This window comes from Parapedobacter sp. SGR-10, assembly GCF_011030405.1.
GTDB lineage: Bacteria > Bacteroidota > Bacteroidia > Sphingobacteriales > Sphingobacteriaceae > Sphingobacterium.
This window is the reverse complement of sequence record NZ_JAAJTJ010000011.1, coordinates 1-20,646: the sequence shown is the minus strand read 5'-3', so window position 1 is coordinate 20,646 and position 20,646 is coordinate 1. Positions and strand designations below refer to the sequence as shown.

24 protein-coding genes are annotated in these 20,646 nt (G+C 34.9%); 17 read left to right on the top strand and 7 right to left on the bottom strand.

Features of this window, described 5'->3' with window-relative positions:
- Window positions 1-9 precede the first annotated feature (9 nt).
- The 16 genes from G5B00_RS09845 to G5B00_RS09770 all read left to right on the top strand — a co-directional run bounded on the left by G5B00_RS09845 (window position 10) and on the right by G5B00_RS09770 (window position 14,886).
- The gene (locus tag G5B00_RS09845) at window positions 10-453 is read left to right on the top strand and encodes a PaaI family thioesterase (RefSeq protein ID WP_163874261.1); all 444 of its coding nucleotides are present in this window, start codon (window positions 10-12) and stop codon (window positions 451-453) included.
- A gap of 19 nt (window positions 454-472) precedes the next feature.
- The gene (locus G5B00_RS09840) at window positions 473-979 is read left to right on the top strand and encodes a DinB family protein (RefSeq protein ID WP_163874258.1); all 507 of its coding nucleotides are present in this window, start codon (window positions 473-475) and stop codon (window positions 977-979) included.
- A gap of 11 nt (window positions 980-990) precedes the next feature.
- Window positions 991-1,542 (top strand): DUF1572 family protein, encoded by a 552-nt coding sequence (locus tag G5B00_RS09835; RefSeq protein WP_163874255.1) that lies wholly within the window; start codon window positions 991-993, stop codon window positions 1,540-1,542.
- Between the two features lie 16 nt (window positions 1,543-1,558).
- Window positions 1,559-2,086, top strand: a complete 528-nt coding sequence (locus tag G5B00_RS09830; RefSeq protein ID WP_163874252.1) for a YfiT family bacillithiol transferase — start codon at window positions 1,559-1,561, stop codon at window positions 2,084-2,086.
- 11 nt (window positions 2,087-2,097) lie between these two features.
- Window positions 2,098-2,490 carry a glyoxalase gene (locus tag G5B00_RS09825; RefSeq protein ID WP_163874249.1) on the top strand — a complete coding sequence of 131 codons (393 nt, stop codon included), beginning with the start codon at window positions 2,098-2,100 and terminating at the stop codon, window positions 2,488-2,490.
- Window positions 2,487-3,230, top strand: coding sequence for an SDR family oxidoreductase (locus tag G5B00_RS09820; RefSeq protein WP_163874246.1), 744 nt, complete (start codon window positions 2,487-2,489; stop codon window positions 3,228-3,230). The genes G5B00_RS09825 and G5B00_RS09820 overlap by 4 nt, the downstream gene beginning before the upstream one ends.
- Window positions 3,231-3,269: 39 nt before the next feature.
- Window positions 3,270-3,836, top strand: a complete 567-nt coding sequence (locus G5B00_RS09815; protein ID WP_163874243.1) for a hypothetical protein — start codon at window positions 3,270-3,272, stop codon at window positions 3,834-3,836.
- An 81-nt stretch (window positions 3,837-3,917) separates the two neighbouring features.
- On the top strand, window positions 3,918-4,826 hold the full coding sequence (locus G5B00_RS09810; protein WP_163874240.1) for a hypothetical protein: 909 nt from the start codon (window positions 3,918-3,920) through the stop codon (window positions 4,824-4,826).
- A gap of 19 nt (window positions 4,827-4,845) precedes the next feature.
- On the top strand, window positions 4,846-5,490 hold the full coding sequence (gene hxpB, locus G5B00_RS09805; RefSeq protein WP_163874239.1) for a hexitol phosphatase HxpB: 645 nt from the start codon (window positions 4,846-4,848) through the stop codon (window positions 5,488-5,490).
- A gap of 216 nt (window positions 5,491-5,706) precedes the next feature.
- Entirely contained in the window at window positions 5,707-5,988 is a 282-nt protein-coding gene (locus tag G5B00_RS09800; protein ID WP_163874237.1) for a helix-turn-helix domain-containing protein, read from the top strand.
- Window positions 5,989-6,027: 39 nt separating this feature from the next.
- Window positions 6,028-8,202: a VapE domain-containing protein gene (locus tag G5B00_RS09795; protein ID WP_163874235.1), complete on the top strand. Its 2,175-nt coding sequence runs from the start codon at window positions 6,028-6,030 to the stop codon at window positions 8,200-8,202.
- A gap of 433 nt (window positions 8,203-8,635) precedes the next feature.
- Window positions 8,636-8,845 carry a helix-turn-helix transcriptional regulator gene (locus G5B00_RS09790; protein ID WP_163874232.1) on the top strand — a complete coding sequence of 70 codons (210 nt, stop codon included), beginning with the start codon at window positions 8,636-8,638 and terminating at the stop codon, window positions 8,843-8,845.
- 2 nt (window positions 8,846-8,847) lie between these two features.
- Complete coding sequence (locus G5B00_RS09785) at window positions 8,848-11,154, top strand: ATP-binding protein (protein WP_163874229.1); 2,307 nt, start codon at window positions 8,848-8,850, stop codon at window positions 11,152-11,154.
- 12 nt (window positions 11,155-11,166) lie between these two features.
- Window positions 11,167-12,273: a hypothetical protein gene (locus tag G5B00_RS09780; RefSeq protein ID WP_163874226.1), complete on the top strand. Its 1,107-nt coding sequence runs from the start codon at window positions 11,167-11,169 to the stop codon at window positions 12,271-12,273.
- Window position 12,274: 1 nt separating this feature from the next.
- Window positions 12,275-13,033: a hypothetical protein gene (locus G5B00_RS09775; RefSeq protein WP_163874224.1), complete on the top strand. Its 759-nt coding sequence runs from the start codon at window positions 12,275-12,277 to the stop codon at window positions 13,031-13,033.
- Window positions 13,030-14,886, top strand: coding sequence for a class I SAM-dependent DNA methyltransferase (locus tag G5B00_RS09770; protein WP_163874221.1), 1,857 nt, complete (start codon window positions 13,030-13,032; stop codon window positions 14,884-14,886). The genes G5B00_RS09775 and G5B00_RS09770 overlap by 4 nt, the downstream gene beginning before the upstream one ends.
- Here G5B00_RS09770 and G5B00_RS09765 read toward each other — a convergent pair.
- The 3 genes from G5B00_RS09765 to G5B00_RS09755 form a co-directional block, all read right to left on the bottom strand.
- The gene (locus G5B00_RS09765; protein ID WP_163874217.1) at window positions 14,883-16,688 is read right to left on the bottom strand and encodes a restriction endonuclease; all 1,806 of its coding nucleotides are present in this window, start codon (window positions 16,686-16,688) and stop codon (window positions 14,883-14,885) included. The two genes, G5B00_RS09770 and G5B00_RS09765, sit on opposite strands and share 4 nt — an antisense overlap.
- A 396-nt stretch (window positions 16,689-17,084) precedes the next feature.
- Window positions 17,085-17,261: a hypothetical protein gene (locus G5B00_RS09760; protein ID WP_163874215.1), complete on the bottom strand. Its 177-nt coding sequence runs from the start codon at window positions 17,259-17,261 to the stop codon at window positions 17,085-17,087.
- 362 nt (window positions 17,262-17,623) lie between these two features.
- Window positions 17,624-17,794 carry a hypothetical protein gene (locus tag G5B00_RS09755; protein WP_163874212.1) on the bottom strand — a complete coding sequence of 57 codons (171 nt, stop codon included), beginning with the start codon at window positions 17,792-17,794 and terminating at the stop codon, window positions 17,624-17,626.
- Between the two features lie 41 nt (window positions 17,795-17,835).
- On the opposite strand from G5B00_RS09755, the gene G5B00_RS09750 reads away from it, so the two are divergent.
- Window positions 17,836-18,258: a DUF6943 family protein gene (locus tag G5B00_RS09750; RefSeq protein ID WP_163874209.1), complete on the top strand. Its 423-nt coding sequence runs from the start codon at window positions 17,836-17,838 to the stop codon at window positions 18,256-18,258.
- 187 nt (window positions 18,259-18,445) lie between these two features.
- Here the strand turns inward: G5B00_RS09750 and G5B00_RS09745 are convergent, their stop codons facing one another.
- The 4 genes from G5B00_RS09745 to G5B00_RS09730 all read right to left on the bottom strand — a co-directional run bounded on the left by G5B00_RS09745 (window position 18,446) and on the right by G5B00_RS09730 (window position 20,304).
- Window positions 18,446-18,718 carry a hypothetical protein gene (locus tag G5B00_RS09745; RefSeq protein ID WP_163874205.1) on the bottom strand — a complete coding sequence of 91 codons (273 nt, stop codon included), beginning with the start codon at window positions 18,716-18,718 and terminating at the stop codon, window positions 18,446-18,448.
- Entirely contained in the window at window positions 18,705-18,971 is a 267-nt protein-coding gene (locus G5B00_RS09740; protein WP_163874202.1) for a hypothetical protein, read from the bottom strand. The genes G5B00_RS09745 and G5B00_RS09740 overlap by 14 nt, the downstream gene beginning before the upstream one ends.
- A 12-nt stretch (window positions 18,972-18,983) precedes the next feature.
- Window positions 18,984-19,436 (bottom strand): DUF5675 family protein, encoded by a 453-nt coding sequence (locus tag G5B00_RS09735; RefSeq protein ID WP_163874198.1) that lies wholly within the window; start codon window positions 19,434-19,436, stop codon window positions 18,984-18,986.
- Window positions 19,437-19,500: 64 nt separating this feature from the next.
- Complete coding sequence (locus G5B00_RS09730) at window positions 19,501-20,304, bottom strand: hypothetical protein (protein WP_163874196.1); 804 nt, start codon at window positions 20,302-20,304, stop codon at window positions 19,501-19,503.
- Between the last annotated feature and the right edge of the window lie 342 nt (window positions 20,305-20,646).

The window sequence follows — 20,646 nt, the reverse complement described above, 5'->3', positions numbered from 1 at the left end:
TAAAAATTGATGAACACAGAAAGAAAGATACAGTTACAGCAAAGCTTTGAACGTTCGGAAATAATGAAATTATTTCGTGCCGAAGCCAATATAATTTCAGAAGGGCATTTTGAAATTACCGTATCAAAACAAAGTTTTATGATACGTCCGGCAGGAATGTTCAACGGAAGCACTATAGCATCATTGGTAGATGTTTCAGCGGGTTATGCGGCCGCTTCTGCCACACTTTCAGATAGCTATTTTACGACAGTAGAACTGAAAATAAATTACTTAAATCCTGCAATGGGCGAAAAACTCATCGCCAAAGCACAAGTGATAAAAAACGGCAAAAGACTTTCGGTAGTAAGGTCAGATATTTTTGCCGTTCAAGGCAATGAAGAAATATTAGCTGCTACATCACTGGTTACATTAATGCAGCTTCAAAACAATCATAACGAAACACAAATTGATTAACTCCGAAAAATGAAATACAATGGAAAACACTGACATCAATTCATTTTTAAATTATTATAAAAAACTGAGAGAACGGACTAATAAACTGATTGCCGTAATCCCTGAAGAATATATGGATTGGGCATACAAACCCGGCAAGTTTACCATTGCCGACCAGATACGTCACATTTCAGCCATTGAGCGGTATATGTATGCAGAAACAGTACAGGGCAAACCGTGTAAATATTCCGGATGTGGTAAAGAGCTGGCAGACGGCTATGAAAATGTTTTGAAATTTTTCAATGAAAAGCATCAGGAAAGTATAGAAATATTCAGCCGTTTGACGGATGATGATTTACAGCGAAAATGCCTGACACCCGGAAACGCATCCATCTCAATATGGAAATGGTTAAGAACACTGACAGAACACGAAATACACCACCGGGCACAACTGTACATTTATCTGAATATGCTTGGTGTTGATACTCCGCCAATGTTCGGATTGAGTTCAGAAGAAGTCATTCAAAGAAGTAGTAACAATTTTTAAAATCAAACAATATGGAAAGTTATTTAAACAGCGTAGTAAAACAATTCAAGTATTACAAAATGCTTGGAGAAAAAGCAATGGAGCAACTGCAGGATGAACAATTATTCTGGCAATACAACGAAGAAAGCAACAGCATTGCCATTCTGGTCAATCACATTGCCGGAAATATGTTGTCACGATTTACTGATTTCCTGACCGCTGATGGAGAAAAACCTTGGCGAAACAGGGATGCGGAATTTACAAATCCATTCAATAGCAAAGACGAATTAATGAACCGATGGAACGAAGGTTGGGAATGTCTTTTAAAAACATTGGAACAGCTTTTTGATGCGGATTTGGAGCGTATTGTGTATATCCGAAATGACGGTCATACAGTTATAGAAGCCATTAACAGGCAGTTGGCTCATTATCCTTACCATATCGGACAAATGGTATTTATTGCCAAAATGCTAAAAAATGGGGATTGGCAAACGTTATCCATAACCCGAAACAAATCAGCAGACTACAATAGTAGGAAGTTTTCGCAGGATAAAGACAGACGGCATTTTACAGATGATTTATAATCAAAATGACGATAAAATGAAAGACCAAAATTTAAAATATCCAATCGGGAAATTTGTAAAACCGTTGGTTATTTCCAAAGAGGAATTAGAAAAATGGATAGAAATCATTGGAACATTTCCTGAAGCATTGCGAAATGAAATAGAACCAATGGCAGATAATCTTCTTGATACGCCATACAGGGAAGGTGGGTGGACAGCAAGACAGGTAATTCATCATTGTGCTGACAGTCATATCAACGCATTTATCCGTTTCAAACTTGCTTTAACAGAGGACAATCCTGTTATCAAACCCTATAACGAAGCTTTATGGGCAGAACTCATTGATAGTAAATTTTTACCTGTAAAATTTTCATTGTCCATATTAAAAGGATTGCATCACAGGTGGTATGTTGTTTTGAAAAATATGGATGATGAAATGCTTAAAAGGAAATATATCCATCCCGAACACGGTACGAAATTTACTTTGGAAGAAGCTATCGGGATGTATGCCAGGCATTGCAATCATCATTTGGCACATATAAAATTAGTAAATCAAAATTCTTAAATCTTATAGTTATGGCGAATGAAAAACTAAATATAGATGCTGTTTCATTAAAACCTTTTGTACCAGCACTTGACTTCGAACTGTCTAAAAAGTTTTATCAGGATATAGGCTTTCAGCTTGAATGGTCTGACAGTAATCTTGCACATTTACAAACAGGAACTTGTGGTTTCTTATTGCAGAACTATTTTATTGAAGACTTTGCCAATAATATGGTTTTGCATCTTACTGTAAATCATTGCGAGGACCTGCATAAAATCTTAAAAGCTACAATATCGAAATATTCATTCCTAGTTTACTTAGAGGAAATTACTATGAAAGAATGGGGAGTGCGAGATTTTGTATTTAAAGACCCATCAGGTGTAATGTGGAGAGTTGCAGAAATTAAAAAAGAAAGTACGATATGAAAACAATATTGATAACAGGAGCAAGTCGTGGGATTGGTGCAGCTACGGCTTTGCTTGCTGCTGAAAGGGGATTTTCGGTAGCAGTAAATTATAACAAAAGTAAAGAGGATGCAGAAAAAGTAGTAGAAGCCATCAAGCAAAAAGGAGGTTTGGCTAAAGCATTTCAGGCAGATGTTTCCAAAGAAGAAGAAATAGTCCGGTTGTTTGAAGAAGTTGATACAGCCTTAGGCAACCTCACATCATTAGTCAATAATGCTGGAATATTAGAGCATCAATCCCGATTAGAAGATATTACTTGGCAAAGGTTGCAACGAATATTTGAAGCCAACACATCGGGTACGTTTCTATGTTGCAGGGAAGCAATCAAAAGGATGTCGCCTAAATATGGAGGAAACGGAGGGACAATTGTCAATGTTTCTTCCATCGCTTCGAGAACCGGAGCACCGTTTGAGTATATTGATTATGCTGCATCAAAAGGAGCTGTTGATTCGTTGACCATCGGATTAGCAAAGGAACTGGCAGACGAAAATATTCGTGTAAATGCCGTTCGTCCTGCATTTATTCATACCGACATCCACGCTTCAGGCGGAGAACCCAACCGGATTGAGCGGATAAAAGAAACAATTCCTTTGAAAAGAGGTGGATTGGCAAGTGAAGTGGCGGAAGCTATTCTGTGGCTTGCTACGGAACAATCGTCCTATTCAACCGGAATATTTATTGATGTAACCGGAGGTCGATAATTAAGATTAATTCTATTTCAAGTCATAAAATAAAATCTAATGAATACAGTAAATAAAACAATTAACATACCGAAATCGCTTTGGAAACTTCACGGTAAAGAAGCTTATAAAAGCGATTTGATTCTGACATATCTGTTAGCAATCATAGTGATGATTTTCAATATGCTGAATATAAAAGACCTTGCATTATGGGAGATAATTGTCGTAGCGGTTTTGTCGGTCGATATTGGCGGTGGTGTAATAAGTAATTTTACCAAGGGCACAATTAATTATTATCGGAAGTCTGGTTTGTCTCCACATCTTTTTATATGGTTTCACGCTCTGCAAACACTGGCTTTGATGTTTGTTTACAATGCGTTTTATATCCCGGCAGCAGCGATAATGGCAGTTGCAATGACAGGTGCAAGCATTGCTGTGATTTTCAGGAAAACCGAATTCCAATTACAGATAAGTGTATTCTTCTTTGCCTTGGTGGTATTGCTGACAAGCTTTTACCCCGAATTACCTATACCGCTAAAAACATTGTTATTGCTTATGTCATTCAAATTGATGGTTGGTTTTGCAGGGCATTATGGTAAACAAGGATTGCCTTTTAACCAAAAATAATGCAATAATGCTTCTGAACACTAAAAGGACAATACTGATGAAAAATTTGGATTAGTTTAAATATTACTCTACAGATTGCTTATGTCATACATCAACAGGATAAAAGATAATGTCTGTTTCCCCGAAAAAACAGCAGTTACCGGAGATGAGATAGAAAACCCGTTATTTGATATTTCTGATGATGAAATAAGCGAGGGTCTTTCCTATTGCAAAGTCTTAATCAATAAAATACTGAATCTGCCTTATGCTCAGTTGCCGGACTTTTTGAATCATCACTGCAATATTGTATCTGACCAAATCAAATGGCTTAATAAACTGGAAAAACTGATTTCAGAAAATGAAGAATTATTTGCTTCTACGACTAACAGAGGCAGGATGATGAAATGTTATACCATTATAGAAAGTAAGCGAAAAGAGATTGAGTTCTCAGGATATAAACACACCGTTGCAAACCTTCCTATGCAATACGTCAATGCGGAATGTGAGAAAAGGTATTTTTCATTCAAAGAAACTAAAAACAGAGTGGACGAGCTGAAAGATTATACACATAAAATTATGTTTCTAACCAAAGAAAAATTTGATTATGAACAGGCAAGCATTGACTTTATTAACCCAAAATTACCGGATTACTCAAGCCAGTGTCAGAAAGAAATAGACCAGATACAGCATTTAAATCGTCTAACAAATGAATTTTCTATTGAGCAGATGAACAGAAATAAAAATGGATTACCATTTAACAAGCTCAAAATAAATTGCAACATCAATCAGTTGGTAGATATATTTTATCAGTTGCATAGGGAATTGTTCACAGACGGCAAACCAATCATTGACGGCAATATAAATGATTTTGTTGCTGTTATTGTAAATTCATTCACAGATAAAGACGGTAGGGAGTTAAGTCCCGATAGCATTGCTACAATGTTCAGACCGTCTAAAACCGATAAACGCCCCAAACCCCACAAAAGAATAGATATTGATAAAATGCTGTAAGCAATAATGACATTGAATTATGAAAAGAATACTTTCAAATAAAAAAGCCGTAATTTTTGATATGGATGGTGTGATTGTAGATAGTGAGAAGTTTTGGGCAAAATCTGAATATGACGTTTTTACCAGTCTTGGTGTAAAGGGAATGGACGAATTTAGTAATCAGACAAAGTTTATGACTACTAAAGAGGTTGCCGAATTTTGGTACGGTAAACACCCTTGGAATAACACATCCATTAGTGATGTAGAACAAATGGTAATTGACAAAGTGATAGAGCTAATAACAACAGAAGATTGTGCTATATCGGGGATTAAAGAATTTATACAAAATCTTAGAAATGCAAATTTCAAAATAGGTTTAGCGACCAATTCGCCTTCAAGAATTATCCCGAAAGTTTTACAAAAAACAAAAATGCTTCACTTATTTGATGCTGTTGCTTCTGCGGATTTTGAAGTTCAGGGGAAGCCACATCCCGGTGTCTATTTTAGCATAGCAGGCAAACTAAAAGTAAGCCCATCTGATTGTGTTGCCATTGAAGATTCTACCAACGGAATGCTGTCAGCACACAGTGCAGGAATGTCTGTGATTGCGTTTACCAATGGGAATAAGAATTTGAGTTTTGAAATTGCCGATTATACCTTACATAGCTTTGAAAATATTTTATAAAAAGTTTAAAAGGGCATTTTGATAGTAAAAGTTTAAAGTCCCGAAATTGATAAAAATGTTCAAGAAATCTAAGGCAATAAAGGAGTACATAATCTAACAAAGAGCAGGGGTTGATGAATCACTGTAGAACTTTTTAGTTCCGATAGACCATTTCGGAACTTTCGGACTTTTTTATGTTGCTGTCCTTTGCTTCCATAATCATAAAATTATTTGAAAATGGAAGCAATTATTTTAAGCAAAGACCAATACACAGAATTGGTAGCAAGGTTGGACGAAATTACCCAACGACTTAACGCAAAGAACGAACCTAAAAAGGACACGTTTTTAGACAATCAGGAGTTTTTACAACTGATGAAAATTTCCAAACGAACCGCTCAAACTTGGAGGGACGAGGGGCGTATTTCATTCTCACAGGTAGGCAACAAAATTTATTACAAGCTGTCAGACGTTGAAAAACTGTTACAAGAACATTACAACAAAGCATTTGCTAAAAAGTAATGCAGGTAAGAATTTCAGAACAAGTAAAAACGTTTGACTATGGTAGTAAGTATTTTTAAAAACTTCAATGAAGTGGTGCAAAACCAAAAAATCATTGAGACACTAAACGACATCAAAACAGGCAAGTATATCAATGTGATTACTTACCTGCGAAAATCACTGAAAGAAAGCAAAATGGAGGCTTATGAAAGGGCAAAGAAATCTTTGCCCGCTTTCACGCCTTCGGCTTCCTTTAAAGGCGGCAGGAAATTAGAATTTGTTACTGCATATACTCAAATCGTAGTATTAGACATTGATAAGCTCACAAAGGAACAACTGAATACAGCAAAGCAATTATCAAAAGAAACGCCTTATACTTTTGCTTCGTTTAGCAGTCCATCGGGAAACGGTTTAAAAATCTTTGTTCGTGTTAATTCATCGCAGGAAAATCACAAAGAAGCATTTATAACACTTCAAAAATTCTATGAAGATTTTTTAGGATTGTCCATTGACAAATCAGGCAAAGACGTTACACGCCTTTGCTTCGTGTCTTACGATACCGATTTGTATTTGAATGAAAATGCAACCGTTTATCCTGTAATTTCAACCGAAGATTTAAGCCCATACTTTAACCAAGAGCAGGGAGCAGAACCCGAACCGCCAACCATTGCAAGCAATGGTTTTTCTACCGAAAAATTTAGTAATGATTATTTGGCAACGTATGAGCATTGCGTAAGATTTACAGAGAAAAAAGAAAGCTATGTAAATGGCAATAGAAACAACTTTGTGCATTTATTGGCTTGCAATCTTAATCGTAAAGGAGTGCCATTGCCTATGGCAATGGGCTATATCCTTTCTGATTATAATTATGATGCAAAGGAAGTCGCAACAACGGTAAACAGTGCTTACAACAACACCCACGAACATAACAAAAGCACCTTATCCATTTCGCCAAATGGCGAAATTTCCGAGCAATCCAAAAGCATAAAATCATCTGAAGAAGAAACGGACGAGGAAGAAGAAAAACCGAGTTTCATTGACCGATTGGAAACGTTTTTAAACTACCGTTATAGCTTTCGCTATAACGTAGTTTCGGGAAAATTGGAGTACAAGGCTACCAAAGCTACGCTTTGGAAACCTGTAACGGATTTCGTTGAAAACTCAATCTTGCGTGAGATTTTAAAGGCAAAAGTAAAATGCAACATCAATACACTACGCAACCTGTTACGTTCCGATTACTGCCAACAGTTTGACCCATTCAAAGATTATTTTGATAACCTTTTACAAAATGAAGATGAAACGGACTACATCACAGAGCTTGCCAATACCATTACGACTACAAAGCAGGGTTTGTGGATTGAATGTTTTAAGAAATGGTTTGTCGCAATGGTGGCTTGTGTAACCAATGAAAAAGAAACAAATCAGACCGTAATTGTATTTAGCGGTAAACAGGGTTTGGGAAAAACCACGTGGATAGAAAAGCTGATACCAAAGCCTTTAAAGGATTATATGTTTTCGGGGACAATCAACCCAAACAATAAAGACACTTTAATTCATTTGGCTGAATGTATGCTTATCAATTTGGACGAACTCGAAAACCTTAACCGTACCGAAATCGGTACGTTAAAAGAACTAATCACGAAAACCCATATCCGTATGCGTAAAGCATACGGACACAACAATGAAACCCTGCCCCGCAGGGCTTCATTTGCAGGCAGTGTAAACACCGCCCAATTTTTAAACGACACAACAGGCTCACGTAGATTTTTATGTTTTGAAGTAGAGCATATCGAGTACACACATAATATTGATATAAACTTGGCTTATGCCCAAGCAAAACAGCTTTACAAAAACGGTTTCCGTTTTTGGTTCAATCAGGAAGAAATAAAAGAGATTAACCAAAACAACGAACAGTACCAGGCAAGAAGCCCAGAAGAAGAATTGCTTTTAACGTGGTTTGAAATAGCCGACAGGGAAACTGCCAACAACTTCATAAACACTACACAGATAGCAGCCAAATTAGCCGAAAAAGCAAAGTTGAATATTACGGACGGTACAGTAATGAAATTAGGCAAAGCATTGAAGAAACACGGTTATTTGCGTTTATCAAAAAAGAACGGCTACGTTTATGCAGTCCGTGAACTAAGTTGGGAAGAAGTGGACAATCAAAACAAAGAGAAAGAACTGCCACCCGAACAACCAAAACCGCCGGAGCAAACAGGCTTACCGTTCTGAATTTCTCAAAGGTGCATTTTGCACCTTTTTTCATTCGTTGGAGTGGATAAGTAAGATAAGCAGAAAAAGACAAAAACAATGTTGTGTTTTTTATCTACGATAAAAAATAAGCCAAAACCCACCAAAATAAAGTAAACGGCACATCGGCTTCATTCCTTTGCTTCCTATAATCCCGATAAATCGGTTTTTGTTTTTTCCAGAATTAGTAATATTTGTTTTTAAGAAAGGTTACTTATCCTACTTACTGTTTTAATCAGGTGTAATTCGGAGCAACAAGAAGAATTAAGTTTTTGATTGCAAAAAGAGAGGGAATTAGGGGGTTAATGTAAATGGAAACTCTAAGAAATATGGATTTCTAAACGATGAAAATTAATTTTGTAACAAGGTCTTTGAGACTAAAAAAATCAATATCTTTACACCATATGCAATTTTTATGAGTAAAAAGGCAATTAATAGGTTGAAAGTAGTACTGGCAGAGAAGAATGTGAGTAGCAAATGGCTCGCAGAACAACTAGGGAAAAATGAAGCTACTATTTCAAGATGGTGTACTAATGATGTTCAACCCAGTTTGAAAACATTGATAGAAATAGCAAATATTTTAAAAGTTAAACCGGCTGACTTAATCAATAATATTGAATTATAATCATGGATAATGTAAATAAGTTATTGGAGCTAAAACAAAGATTATCAGAAGAAATCAATAAAGAAAATTCTGATAATAATATCATTATTACTTTATCAAATGAAATAGCCAAGTTAGACGACAATGAAGTTAGATTTTCTGTTGACGCCGGTATAATTAATAGACTTGGGAAAGAGTTAGTAGGAAGGCATGAAACTGCCGTTTCGGAATTAGTTAAAAATTCATACGATGCCGATGCTACAGAAGTTAATCTGATCTTTGAGAATGCATGGAGTTTAGGAGGAATTTTAATTATTGAAGATAATGGGCATGGAATGGATAAGGAACAACTTGTTAATGGTTTCATGCGTTTGTCATCTTCTGATAAGATACATAATCCTATTTCAAATAAATATAAAAGACAAAGAGCAGGCAAAAAAGGTATTGGTAGGTTTGCAACTCAGCGGCTGGGTGATAAACTTACAATTATTACTCAAACCGAAAATTCTCAGGAAGCTCTGAAAGTTGTAATTAATTGGGACGAATTTCAAACAGATAAAGATTTACTCACTATATCTAGTAGGATTGAATTTATTCCCAAGGAAAAGGAAGAAGGTACAACTTTAGTTATAGAAGGGCTTAGAGAAGGATGGTCTGATGCAATGATAAAAAGAGTTTATAGATATACTTCTGAACTCCTGCAACCTTTCCCTTTATCTAAAAAGAAGAAAAAGGAAAATAAATCATCTGATGATCCAGGGTTTAAAAGTAATTACTTTCGGAAAGACGAAGATGAACTAATTCCAATCATAGACGAAGAAAAAGCAATTTTCCAACATGCTTTGGCAGAAATAGAGGGTTATGTATTAGATGATGGACAAGGTTGTTGGGCATTAAAGAGCGATAAGTTAAACTTTTCACAAGAAGTATATGCTATAGGCAATAATGAAAAGGATAAAGAAGACACTAGCACTCCTTTTAATTTAATCAAGGGAGTTCATTTTAAAGCATATTATTTCGTATATGATCCATCACTTTTTGCTCCAGGAACATTTACTTTTATTCGTGATTTAGGATATGAAAAGGGCGGTTTAAAGTTATATAGAAATGGTTTCCGAGTGTTACCTTACGGAGAACAGGGAGATGATTGGTTAGGATTAGATAAGTCAAATAATAGAAATATTATTTTGGCTCAACATCCGAATAGAAACTTTTTTGGTTTTGTCGAACTTGAGGATAAAAGTGGTGATTTTGAAGAAACTTCAAGTAGAGAAGGTTTAATTGAAAATGAGTATTTAAAGGAATTGGTAAACTTTGTCTATCGTTCATTGACAAGTGCTGTCATGAAGGTTTCAGAATTGAGAGGAAGAAAAGTGACAGCATCTCAAAAGGGATTTACCAAACGAGAAGAAGATCCTTCAGAAAAAGTAGACAGAGGTCTTGAAAAAATTCAGGATTTTTTTGAATCAGAAGATGATTCCAATGAAGAAGACAGCAGTCATTCCTCAAATTATGAGAAAAAGGAAAGGGCTAAGCAAATTTTTGAAGAATTAAAACAAGCAAGAAATGAAGAAAAGCAAAAGACACAGTCTTTAATTGATGAAAACAATATGCTAAGAATATTAGCTGGTTTAGGACTGGTAATTGGAGAATTTGTGCATGAAGTTCAAAGATTTTTACCAGGCTTCGATGCTGACATAAGGTTTCTTAAAAATGCTGTTAAAGATTACAAGGAGATATATGAACGTACTGAATTGTTAGAAACAAATGTTAAATCATTTACTGCATATACTTCTTACTTTGATAAAGCCATTTCAAGAAATGTGCATAGAGAATTAGAGCCCATAGAATTAAGAGATGTTGTAAGAAGCTTTGAAACTGTAATAAAGAATGATCTAAAAAGAGCAGGAACTCAATTTGTTCCACCAGTATTTGACGGATATGATTTGTTTACAGTTCCCATGCATCCATCTGAATGGGCATCTATTTTATTTAATTTGTATACAAATTCAAAAAAGGCAATAAAAAGAGCTAAATCCGATGGAAAAATTTTTATTAAATGTGGAAGGGATGAAAATATTGTTTTTTTAGAATTTTCCGATAATGGAGATGGTATAACTAAAGAAAATGAGGAAAATATTTTCAATGCATTTTATACTACTTCCACAGTAGCAAATCATACAGTGGATGATGCAACAGCACTTACCGGAACTGGTTTAGGTTTGAAAATCGTAAAAGATATAATTGAGTTTTATAATGGGGAGATATATGTGACGACTCCATATGAAGATTATAAAACAACAATTAGAATTGAAATTCCTAAAAATTAAAATATGATAAGCATGGATACTCCAAAGTACATATATATCGATGATGAGAATGATAGTTCAATTGAATCTTTAATAAATGGATTTAATGATACTAAATTGATAGCAGTCGAAAGATTACCACTTTCAAAAGGTATGGATTTTTCTACTTTAAAAAACCTCATTATTCAAAAGATTGAAAAAGATAGTTATTCTGGTCTTTTGATTGATTTAAGATTAGATGGAGAAGGCCCCGACAGCCTAGATTATAGTGCAATATCTATAAGTTCTGAATTAAGAGCATTAAGTGCGAGAGAAGAAATTCCCTCTTTCCCAATAGTTTTATGTTCAACGATAGATAAGATAAAGGAAACTTACAAATCGGATAAGACAAGTCATGATTTATTTGATTATACATTTAAGAAAGCAGAAGAACCTAATTATGAAAAATTTTCTAAAAAATTATGTTCATTAGCTAAAGGCTACAAAGATTTGCCATATAAAGATTTTAGCTTAGAAACAATTTTTAATCGCCCAGATTTAAATACTCTTGACCAACGAATATTTGAACGTTTTTTTAATCAAGATATAATAGTACCATATGATTTTGCATACTTTGCTGTAAAAACACTTTTCCATTGTACCAATCCCCTAATTAAAGAAACCACTCTAGCCGCAAGACTAGGAGTTGATATTGCTAAAAGTGGTGATTCTTGGTTAACACTTTTAAGCAAGTTTGAAAACTGTAAATATTCTGGGTTATTTTCAGATGGTTGGAATAGGTGGTGGGCAGATATTCTGAATATTCAATTAAAAGAAATTTCGGGTAAAAATTTCTCTTTTTTAAAAGCAGAGGAGCGAGTGGAAATCTTATCTCAAACTTTTGGTATAGATGATTTAGTTCCGGCTGTTCCAATTACGAATAATGCAAGCAGTGAATTTTGGACTATATGTGAAGCATTAAAACTGCCTCTTGATCCATTAGAAGGTGTAAAAATAAGACTATCACATGAACTGAAGCCATGGCAAGAACCAAAATACATCTCTCTATATGCAGCAGCAGAAAGAATAGGTGTTGATAAGGGTATAGAACCTCATTACACCGAATTGGAAAGAATTGAAGAATTCAAAAAAGGTTCATGACATGGCGGTAAATTCTAAGTACATGAGCTTCCGAAATGCAAGAGCTCAAGAAATGAGGCAAATGGCTGATTTGTTAGAAAACCAAATTGGCAATATATCTACATTCCCAATTCATAATGCCATAGCAGACCTCAGCAACCCAGAAAGAATACCTTTGTTGAAAAACGGAGATGCAAAGGAAAATATTTGGGGATATGACATTGAAAATTTTGTTTTGCCACTAGACACTTTGAAACATGTTACACCTAACGATATAAAGAAGGGAGAGATTGTTTTAAATATGAAATTAAGAGGGAATATTGAAAACTGGGAATCCTTTAATGATCCATTTGTTGAGTTAGCTTTTAAAGTGTTAATAAAAGGTGTGGGTAATGATAGGACATATCACTTTGGATTTCATATTGATAAACATACTGGGGGTAATTCTGATGAATCTCATCCAGTATATCATTTACAATATGATTTCAATCCAACGGATTCAGCCGAACCAAATTTAGGAGATTTATTCTATGTTGATACTCCAAGAATAATGCATAAACCAATGGATTTTATCCTAGGGGTTGGTTTTCTAACTTCAAATTTTTTTCCAACAGGATTTCAGGTTCTTTGTGAGAAAAGAGAATTTATCAAGTTAAATACTACCTATCAACAATCTGTATGGCGACCTTATTTTCATACTTTAGCTAATAAGTGGAAACCTTTTGATGAAAAAAATATCATTTGGAATCCGATTAACGAAATTTGCCCAATATTTATATGAGAAATATATTCAGATATTTAGAGTCTTATTCACAGCTTCCGCTAGAAGTGGATAGACTTATTGTATCTGCTTTTTTAGAACTCAATGAGTTGAAAGTTATAAATAATCGATTATTACAAGACTATTCAATTCAAGAAAATCAAGAACAAGAATGGAAAAGTTTGTTGAAATTTATTGGAGTTATTCAAAATGAAATTGAAACTTTTGATATCGAAAAACTAATCGAACTATTTGAATTTGTTATTTCTCCTTCTGACAGGATAATAAACGGAGCCATATATACACCTTCCAAAATCAGAGAATACATTATCGCCCAATCCTTTCGGAGAGAGGGAAACAGAATTGAAAACGTCAAAATAGCCGATATTGCTTGTGGTTGCTCTGGTTTTTTATACACAGCAGCTAAAGAATTAAGAAAAAGAACAGGTTATAGCTACCAATTCATTTTTCAAAATCAAATTTTTGGATTAGACATACAAGAATACTCCGTTACTCGTAGTAAATTATTGTTGAGTTTATTAGCATTGTCTGAAGGGGAAGATATAGAAGAGTTCCATTTCAATTTACATCAAGGTGATGCTTTAATTTTTAAATGGAAAGACCATTATGAAAACTTTGAAGGTTTCCAAATCATAGCTGGAAATCCGCCCTATGTATGTGCAAGGAACTTGGAAGATACCATAAAAGAGAACTTGCAAAACTGGTCTGTATGTAAATCAGGGAACCCTGACCTTTATATCCCTTTCTTCCAAATAGGTTATGAAAATCTTGCAGAAAATGGTATTCTTGGTTTCATTACAATGAATACCTTTTTCAAGAGCTTAAACGGTAGAGCATTAAGAAAATATTTTGAAGACAATAATACGAGCATAAGGATTATTGACTTTGGCACACTTCAGATATTTAAGTCTAAAAGCACTTATACATGTATTTGTTTTTTGGAGAAAACAGAACAAAACTATATTGAATATTATAAATCGGCTGAAAAAGAATTGCCAACCAATAGAAACCAATATAGCAGAATCAATTATAAAAATCTTGATGCAAAGAAAGGTTGGAATCTGAATGATAATGAAATTATATCCCGGATTGAAGCAACAGGAACTCCATTTGGAGAGAAGTATAAGACAAGACACGGTATTGCTACATTAAGAAATGATGTTTATATTTTTAAGCCTGTAAAGGAAGATAATGAGTTTTATTATCTTCAAAATGGAAGTTTGTATGCGATAGAAAAAGGCATTTGTAAAGATATATTGAACTCAAATAAATTGAGTAGAGATATTAATTTTGATGAGGTAAAAGAAAAGGTGCTGTTTCCATACAATGATGAAACAAAGCCTAAAGCCCTTGAAGAAAAGGTTCTGAAAGATAATTTTCCTAATGCTTATAAATATCTGAAGAAGAAAAAGGAAGAATTAGCCAAACGAGATAAAGGCAAAGGTAAATATGAAAAATGGTTTGCCTTTGGAAGAACTCAGTCCTTGGAGAAAGTTGGGAACAAACTGTTTTTTCCAAAATTCTCAGATAAAATCCCAAGTTACTTAATCAGTAATGATGATGATTTACTTTTTTACAATGGTCAGGCAATTGTAGGTCATTCAGATGAAGAAATGCAATTAGTTAAGAAAATTTTGGAATCACGTTTGTTCTGGTACTATATAAAAACAACGAGCAAGCCCTACTCATCAGCATATTATTCATTAAACGGAACGTATATTAAAAACTTTGGCATTCCTGATTTTACTGAAGATGACATTGATTTTCTAATTAATGAACCTAATCAAAATATAATTGATGCTTTTTTGGAAGATTATTATAATGTTCAGTTGAGTGAGGAGTTGGTGTATTAATCTCTTTTGAGAAATACACCTAATTCTTCAAACCAGTAATTGTTAGTGTATCGATTTCCCTTAGGAAAAATTTTCTTTACCTTTCTTTCGATGTTATCAAAAGACTGTTGAGCATCTTTACTAAGTATTTTTAAATTTTCAAGAGTAGATAAGTGTAGTTTATATGCAGGATTATACACAACTCTTAGAAAAATGGAATTAGTAGTTTGATTATCAATTGTGAAATTATAATAATCTACATTCCCTATTTCATCAAATAATTCTCCTAATGAATCAATTCTTTCTTTTAATAACTGATCATTATGCTCGGATACAAAGAAAACACATTCAAAAATAAATGAGCGACTTTCAGGGTTTATAGGTGAAGGTATTGTACTAAATTCTTCAAAAATATCTACCAACCTATAAGTTGTTTTTGGATTTAAAGGAAAAGGGTCATCATTATCGATTGCAATAATTTTACTTGCCTTTTGCCAATCAATAATTTCTAAATTATTGTGATGGGCAACATTAATAATTAATGTTTTTGAACTTTCAAAGTTATCATCTTTTAAAGAGTTTTCAAATTCGATGACATCAGCAGGATATATCATAGGTGTTGGGTGAATCCAACACAATAGCTTATAATTATCTGTGTATTTATACGATTCACTAGGTGGATAATTAGTGAATAATTCATCAGAATTATTGTTAACAATTATAAAAAGAGATTTTGACCAAATGACTTTTTCAATTTCTATTTGTCTCACAATATGCGGATGCAAATCTTTGTTAACCTCACAAGTGTACTCTAAGTAAAATACGAAATCTTGCTCCCGATTATAATAGCATAAATTATCTAATTGAGACATATGTATTCTATCTGGTAATTTCCAATCCTCGTTCACATCTATTAAGAAATCATATTCATCTATAAAGGTGTCTTTGTAAACCACATATGTTTCGCTGTTTACAGGTAAATTAAACTTCTCAGCTTTAAAATTACGGTACGATTCTTCTTGCTCTGGAAAATATGGTATTCCAAAGCGAACACTAACATATGAATCCTCAAATTGAATATTTGTATCATTAACAAGTGCATTCAGAATTTCTTCTTTAACATCATTTATTGAATTGAAATTCACATTCTTTTCTATCGTAGCACAATAACCTATCGCATTTCCAAATGCATTTATAGATTTTCTAATATCAAGATGATTTAATGGATATAATTGTCTGGGATTTATAAGCTCTTTTTGCTTTATTTTCAAATGCACTCCATTTTGAAGAGCCAAAGACTCTGGAAAATTATATTCAAATAAAACACCCTCAGGTAATTTTCTTAAAATAAAAGGTATCGAAATTCTATTATCAATTAGATGGATTTTTTCATTTTCAAACCATATTCTTCTCAAAGTGGGATTTTCTAACACAATATCAACCATCTCGTGCCCTTCTATCCAATTAAGATTAAAGTTTTTATAATTATCTGAATATTCTCTTTTACTTTGGGGAGATAATTTACCCGAAGTACAGAAAAAACCGTGATTATGTCCAAATTTATTTAATGCAATTACTATTTCATCAGTTTCGCTACTACCTGAAGTTTTATTAAAATCATAATGAAATTTACATTGAGTAATTACATTATTGCCTCTTTGATCTACAGAAAATATATCTCTTTTGCCATCACCAGTTCCATCCATTATCTTAATGTTACTGTGATTAAAATGCACACTTAATATATCAGCGATTAAAAATGGAAAATCTTTTTCATTAAGACCATTTAAATATTTCAGCTTGTCTTTTGGACGTCCAGGCATAGTAATTCTGTATTAGGGTAGTACAAACAAAAATACAAATTAAATTCCCCACGCTCTGCCCACGCACAGAAAAAATGCGGCTTTAGCCAGACCCAACCACACAAAGCCAACGCTTCGTCTGTCTTCTATGGCATTGCCGCCGTTTGCAACTGTCATACTTTTTGCGTTGTTTTTTGCCAACGCACAACAGCACATCGCAATCCTCGTTCCTGCGGTTGCAAAGAGCTGTACCAATGCGAAAAAAACAAAGCAAAAAGACACTTCACTCCAACCACCACCGTTCCGTTTATGCCAGTATGCAAATCGGCGGAAGCTAAGTTACATAATGTGGCATTATGGTACTTTTCCCCACGCTTATAGGCGACTATGCCAACGCAGAAAAGTCCCATAATAACATTATGTAAAATAGCCAATGCCATAGCCGCTACCCGAAAAAATATCCCCACGCACAATATCCAACGCTGATATTTTTCGGGTATCGGAAGCCGTATTTTTTTCCCACCACACTTGCCAACGCTTCTTTCCCACACGCCCCACCACCCATTTCAGCGGTGCAGTAAAAAAATAAAGCATTGATTGGTTGTTTTGCCGATGTGCTGAAATAAAGTGTTTGGGATTTTCACTTCATTGCATTTCGGTAGGCGAAAGCCAAATTTACCTGCATTTATTCCGTTCCATTCCCTGCACACCTTATTTCAGCACCGCACAGCAAGCGTATTTCGTACCTCATACCCTTGTTTTTTTCCAACGCTTCAGATAATGGTATGCTTTATTTTTTACTACGAAGTGTTTGCCCCATTGCCAACGCTTAAAGACGATTTTTCAAAGGAATAAAAGGAAGTCAATAGACATTTTCCAAAAGAAAAAAGAATAAAAAGGAAAGCAAAGGTAGGTGGCTACGCACAAGTCCACCGCACCAAAAAAAATCCAAAAGACTACGGCATAATGGCAAGACAAATAAGGTGCTTCGCAAAATAATTTTCATTGCCTTGCCACCCTTCGGGACTTATTCCGTTTCCTTTTGGATTTTTTGCCACGCCACCTGATGAATGGCTTTCTTTTTTTTCTGTTTTTTTCTTTGTAAAAAAGTTTTGGTTTTCAGCCACAGCAACGAAAAAAGCGGAGCAAATCTCAAAAATAGTGCGATATGAAAGCCGTTAAAATCTTTACTTACAACCTGAAAAATCAAAAATCGGAATTTGAATTTTACGCCTTATCCAAAGGCTTAAACAGTGGTAAGCCCTTAGATAGCCCTTGCCCAAATTGTTTTGTTATTTCCTGCCGTAATGTGGAAGAATTGGACGTTTATCGTAGCTTATTATTTGGCTTATGGCAAACAAAATCATTTCATCAGTTTTTAATTGGTTCGGTCATTCCTTATATCCGCATTTCGGATTTTAAAAACTTCGTTTTTGAACAGGCAACCCATTTGAAAGGAAAAGAAAAGGTGTTTAAAAATGATATTCGCAGGGTTAAGACATTGGAGCAACGAGAAAGGCACATATACGAACAGTTGCTTTTGATTTCAGAATTGAAACGCATTTACATTGCAAGGCATTTAAAGCGGTAGCCCGCAGGGCTACGCTCTTTTGCCTTTACAGTTCCCACCGCTTGCCCGATACTTGCACCATTAGCCACATATAAAGGCAATATAAAAGCACCGTTTTATAAATAGAGTGCAAACAAAAGCAAGCAATAAAAAATCCTGCCCAAAGGACAGGATTTTAAAATACAGGTTTGAATGAAACCTTTACCGACTACGGATTTTCGGAAGTTGGTATATCTTCTTTCGTTTCCTTTTTGTCGATATCTTCGGTCTGCATTGCGGTTTGAGCAATGGCAGTCGCCACAGTTCCGCCCAACAATACATAACCGGCTACGGTTACAATGGTGGTAGGCAACGCCACCGGAGCGGTTAAGATTGCACCGCCTACGGCAGTTAATGCAATACCGACAGTCCGAATGATTTTAAACCATTTCGGGGTTGGAGCTGTTACACGCTCGACTAAGTTTAGACTATTGCTTTTCATTGTTGAAATTTTTTAAAATGATTTTTTCTAAATTGTTTACTCGGTGTTCCAGATAATCTACTTTATGGTTTAGTAAATCATAGCTGTTTTTGAACTCTGTTTTTATCAGCAAAGCCATTGTTTTGACCTCTGTTAAATCCTTTTCCATTTTCTTAAAATCGGAATGGAGTTGTTTAATGAAGTAAGCCACAATAGCCAACAGCATACTAATCAGAGAGCCGAACACGATATTTAATGTGATTGCATTTTCCATTGACATACGTTTTTAAAATTGGAAATTGTTTTCAATGCTGATACCGTTTTCTTTGCCCTGTATTATGGCTAACAACTTCGGGTAAATCATTTGGTAAGCATCTTTGCTTCTTAGCACTTGATAATCGCCATTCACAAGCTCGAAACCGAAACCGCACAACGGACAGCCTGCCGTATGGGTGTAAGTGTTCCCGATGTGGATATATACAAAACTGAAATTCGGTAAGCCGTTAATCTCAATCATACCTTTGTGGAGCTTTGGGAATTTCTGCCGATAGTCGGCATTCTTTCCGCCCCACGTATTCAGCCTTAATGTATATTGTCCTGTTGGGATTGCGGTTTGCTTTGGTATCTTAACAGTTCTGATTTTATCTTCCAATAAATAGCATTGGAAAATACCGTCAATATACAAATGGCTTAATGTGCTTTGTTTGCCTTCGGCAACTCTTACGATTTTTGTTCTCATTGAAGATTGATTTTAAGGGTTAAATAAAAAAGCCCTCAAAGCAGAGGGCTTTGATTTCAGTTGCTTAAAAAGCATCTTCAATTTTCAAACAGTTACCGGAAGAAAACGCATAATGATTGCCGTTTACCTCTTGGAAAAACTCAATCCCGATGCACTGAATAACGGTTACATTGGTATCGAGCGTAGGAGTACCCGGAAGCGTTGCCGTTAATGTAGAGCCTGCAAATGCTGTATTCAACGGAATGTAGGGCGAGTATTCAATAATACTCAATTCGTTGTTTACCATATCATCAGGTTCATACGTTCCGGTAGTCGCATTGTACACAAAGTCAGCAACTACCGCCAAAGCGTTAATCAATCTGAAATGCGTTGCTCCAGACGGTGCAGAAACTAAATCGGCAGGGTTAAACGGTGCTACCGTAAAATCTGCACTATCCCTTGCAGGCGTATGGGTTACATCGTAAGGGGCGTTAAAAACGCCATTCAGAGAAAGTTTTTTATCAAACTCAAATCCCAATAAATAATTTCTTTGGGTAGAGATTTCAACTTTCCTGTAACCCCTTGCCTCTGTACCATCTTCCAGATTGATTTTTTTCATTACGGACGTTAAACGTCCTGTAACTTGGCTGTCTGCCATTTTTGACATCAACGCTGATAAAGCGGTGCGAATGGATTTGCCAGCTCTTGCACAGCCCCCAAATTCATTCATATTCTCACGAGTACGTTCAAATTCAGGGGCGGTCTTTACCTGTTCTGCGGTAGGACCGCCCACCATACCCGCAAAAAATCCCTGTTGTCCTTTGATTTTGAAGTGCCGAACATCGCCAATCGTTCCGACATACTTCATAAGTCCTTTTTGTCTTGCCATTTTTTTAAATTTTTTGAGTTAATAAATACGTTGCGTACGCATTTACAAAGTTCACTCTATACAATTTTATAGACAATACACAACATATTGAAATACAACGCAATACAGTGCTAACGCACCGAAAATAGGAAAATGTAAAGGGCAGAACTGCAATCGGTATGGTAGAACGGACGAAAAATTGACAGGAAAACAAATAAAAAAAGCAAGGATTTTCATTATAAAAATCCTTGCTTTGAAAGGTGTAAAATATATCTCTCTAAAAGTTGTACTTATGTTGTACCTACGATTTGAAAAAGTATGTAAATAACCTGAAAATCAATGTACTATAATAAGACTTTTATT